Below are 3,236 nucleotides of genomic sequence, written 5' to 3' on the forward strand. Positions count from 1 at the left end.
GACTAGAGAGCTTCCTTGGGCTTGCCAGGATTGCTGGAGAGTGGCTCAGGAATCGCTACGTTCACCTCATGAGCAGGTACCCGGAGGTCTATCGCATGATAGGGGAGTACCTGGAGGAGTTTCCCTCAACCCACTTCAACACGATAGGTGTGATAGGGCTCCCAGAGGCAGCGGCAATAATGATGGGGGATCCGGACCTCTGGTTCGAGGGATCCAGGTCCGATTTCTTGGAGGCGGCGAGATGGATGAGGTCCGTGGTTGATCACATCGCCTCCACCGCTAGAAGCTGGATGAAGGAGACCGGAACACCATGGAACGTTGAGGAGGTGCCAGGAGAATCAGCTGCTGCTAAGCTGGCGATGAAAGACGCGAAGAGATACCCTGAGCTCTTGAGATATCTGCCGGATCCTGAGAATCCTATCTACAGCAGCAGCATAGCGCCTTACTACGGGGAGCTGAGCCTCCCGCAGAGGGTAGAGGTGGAGGCGATGGTTCAGAGGAGCTTCACGGGCGGCGTGATGATGCACATATTCCTGGGGGAGGAGGCAGATCCGGAGGCCCTGGCGAAGCTCACCTGGAGGCTCGTCCAGACTGACCTGATCTACTGGAGCTACACACCAGCTTTGACCGTTTGCAGGGATTGCGGGAAGTCCAGCGTAGGGCTGCACACGACATGCCCCGGCTGCGGGAGCAGGAACGTTGACGTTTGGAGCAGGATAGTGGGTTACTACAGACCCCTGAGGAACTGGAATCCTTCCAGGAGGAAGGAGTTCAGCAGGAGGTTCCACTACAGGGGCTGGGATGATCCATGGGAGAGCTGATGGGATCAGGATGGAGGCCCTTGAGCACTGTGGACGTCAGGGGGGCAGTCACCTTCACCCTCTGGCTCTGCGGCTGCAACCTCAGGTGTCCGTTCTGCCATAATCATTCCCTAGCCTCTCTGGATCCACTCAAGTGCCGGGTCCTGGATCTGAATGAGCTCATGGAGGACCTCCTCCCATCCTCAGGGCTGATAGACTACTTCCATGTCACGGGTGGCGAGCCCCTCCTGCAGTGGAGGCCCCTCTCCGACCTGCTGAGGGAGGTGGCATCCCAAGGTGTGAGGGTTAGCCTGAACACGAACCTCACACTTCCCTCTCGGCTCCAAGACCTGCTGAGCAGGGTGGAGGTGAATCACCTGGCCACCGATCTGAAGATCCCCCCTCATGAGCTGTACGGCCTCCCAGAGAGCGAGGCTTGGGGAAGATGGGAGGACTTTCTGCTCGGATTGAGAATGGCCTCGAGGTCGGTGGAAAGGCTGGAGGTGAGGGTTCCGGTCGCTCGATCCTTGAGCGTAGATGAGCTGAGGAGGTACGCGGGGGAGGCCCTCTCGAGGATAGATTGTGATTATGAGATCGTTGTGCATCCCCTGCTGGGTCCTCCCCTGACCGATCCGAGGGATGAGGATTGGTGCCGGCTCAACTGCGACCCTGATGGGGAGTTACTCCAGGAGGTCCTCGAGGTTCTCACGGAGATCTCAGGTAGGAGGGTGTTCTTGAGGGGATGCTCGATCGCTCCGCGCCCCTTCCACCAGGGAGGTCCCGATAGAGCTCAATGCTCACCTTCATCAGGGCCATGATAGGTCTCGAGCCGACTGGGACCTGTGATATATTCAGGATTCCTGATGCCGAGGTGATCACCAATCCTTTCACGGAGACCCGATAATCCGTAAAAATGGAGAATCGTGTTTAATAATCTATCAGAGGAGGTCATCAGGGGTATCATGAGGGCTCCTCGCATCTTCATCGCTGCCCTTCTGATCCCAGTGGCCCTTGCGGGACTCATCCTGTTCGACCTCATGGGGGCGGTCGGTGCGGCCAGGAGCCTCAAGGTTGAGTCCGTCCAGCTCGAGAGCCTTGACATCGACCTGGGGTGGAGGCTGAGGTTGGGCATCCCTCCCGTGGAGCCCTACGTCAGGGCGGTGAACATGAGGCTCTCCATGGCGCTCAGCAACCCGACCAGCCACGAGCTGAGGGTGCGCGATCTCGCATACGAGATCCGCCTCAACGGCAGGCCAGTGGCATCTGGCTCGCTTGAGGACGTCCGTGTCCCTCCGGGGAGGAGCAAGCTGGTCCTTCCGGTCTCGATCAACCCAGAGGAGGCGATATCCGTTGTTCTGGACGCTCTCATCTCGGCGATGCAGAGGGGAGATAATAACCTTGACTTCAGGTACGAGGTGAATGGGAGCGCCAGGATCCCCATAAAGGTGCTAGGAGTTGAGATCCCGGGTTTTGAGGTCAGGATGCCCTTCCGCAGGGATGGGATCTACAGATTCTCATTCAGCATTCCTTCCCTCGCCCAGACTGGGCACTTGAGGGCAGAAGAGGGAGTGATCGTTGAGAGGTACGGCTGGTTCGTCGGGAACTCTGAGGTTTTCTCGGTCAGGCCCGGTGCCATCGTTAACGCGGCCGTCCTAATAAGGGCCAGGGGAAGCTTGGAGGGGGAGCTCGTGCTCGAGATAAGGAGGGACATCTCTTTCCTCCCGGACACCGTGGCCACCAGGAGGGCGTTCCGCGTGAGCCTGAGGGATGGTGAGGAGACCGTGTTGAGCGTCGAGTTCACGGCGGAGGGCGGGGGTCTTATGAGAGGTTACTTCATGAGGCTCTACTACAACGGGGCCGTGGTATGGGAGATGGGAGATAGCTATCCTCCCAGGCTCTGGGTCGGGTGAGCCAACGAGGATGGGCACCCCCATCTCCATCGGCCGGAATCCGGGAATGCTCCTGGTTCGACAATGCCGCCAGATCATGCCGCACCGGCCCTCACCTGAGGCTATGATCTATCAGAATGACTCGATGTTCAGCATTATCCATCACGAAGCCTCCATGTCTCGAATCGGATCTTGGAAGAGCACTATGCTGGGGTAGGATGAGGGGGATCCGATTCGATGGGTTGCAGGGTAATCTTTTTATTCCGAAGACTCCGTTGATGCTCGAAATGTCCGTCCTAGAGGAGCTGATGAGGGAGATTGAGGAGAGCCCCGAGAAGATCCGCAGACTCCTGGAGAAGATGATGGAGGTGTATCCTGATCTCTCCCTCTCGGCTCAGATGATGAAGGTTAACGATAGGATCCTGTTATTGCTGGAGGAACATACCAGAACCTGGAAGGCTATAGAGGGACTGAGGGAGGACTTCAACAGGGAGACCGCGAGGCTGTGGGAGGAGATAAAGGGGCTGAGGGAGGAGCAGGTGAGGCT

General features: G+C 58.1%; 4 protein-coding genes. All 4 read left to right on the forward strand.

Annotation, left to right across the window (positions count from 1 at the left end; genetic code table 11):
* The coding region (locus BA066_07415; protein ID RDD52862.1) for an anaerobic ribonucleoside-triphosphate reductase at window positions 1–821 on the forward strand (821 nt) is incomplete at its 5' end.
* Window positions 818–1,618: an anaerobic ribonucleoside-triphosphate reductase activating protein gene (locus BA066_07420; protein ID RDD52865.1), complete on the forward strand. Its 801-nt coding sequence runs from the start codon at window positions 818–820 to the stop codon at window positions 1,616–1,618. The genes BA066_07415 and BA066_07420, both read left to right, overlap by 4 nt.
* Before the next feature lie 144 nt (window positions 1,619–1,762).
* The gene (locus tag BA066_07425; GenBank protein RDD52863.1) at window positions 1,763–2,710 is read left to right on the forward strand and encodes a hypothetical protein; all 948 of its coding nucleotides are present in this window, start codon (window positions 1,763–1,765) and stop codon (window positions 2,708–2,710) included.
* 266 nt (window positions 2,711–2,976) lie between these two features.
* A partial coding sequence (locus BA066_07430) for a hypothetical protein (GenBank protein ID RDD52864.1) occupies window positions 2,977–3,236 on the forward strand: 260 nt, incomplete at its 3' end.

It is taken from the genome of Candidatus Korarchaeota archaeon NZ13-K, assembly GCA_003344655.1.
GTDB lineage: Archaea > Korarchaeota > Korarchaeia > Korarchaeales > Korarchaeaceae > Korarchaeum.

Coding starts and splice junctions, on each gene's coding strand:
- BA066_07425 (RDD52863.1), top strand. CDS start 1,763: ATGAGGGCTCCTCGCATCTTCATCGCTGCCCTTCTGATCCCAGTGGCC.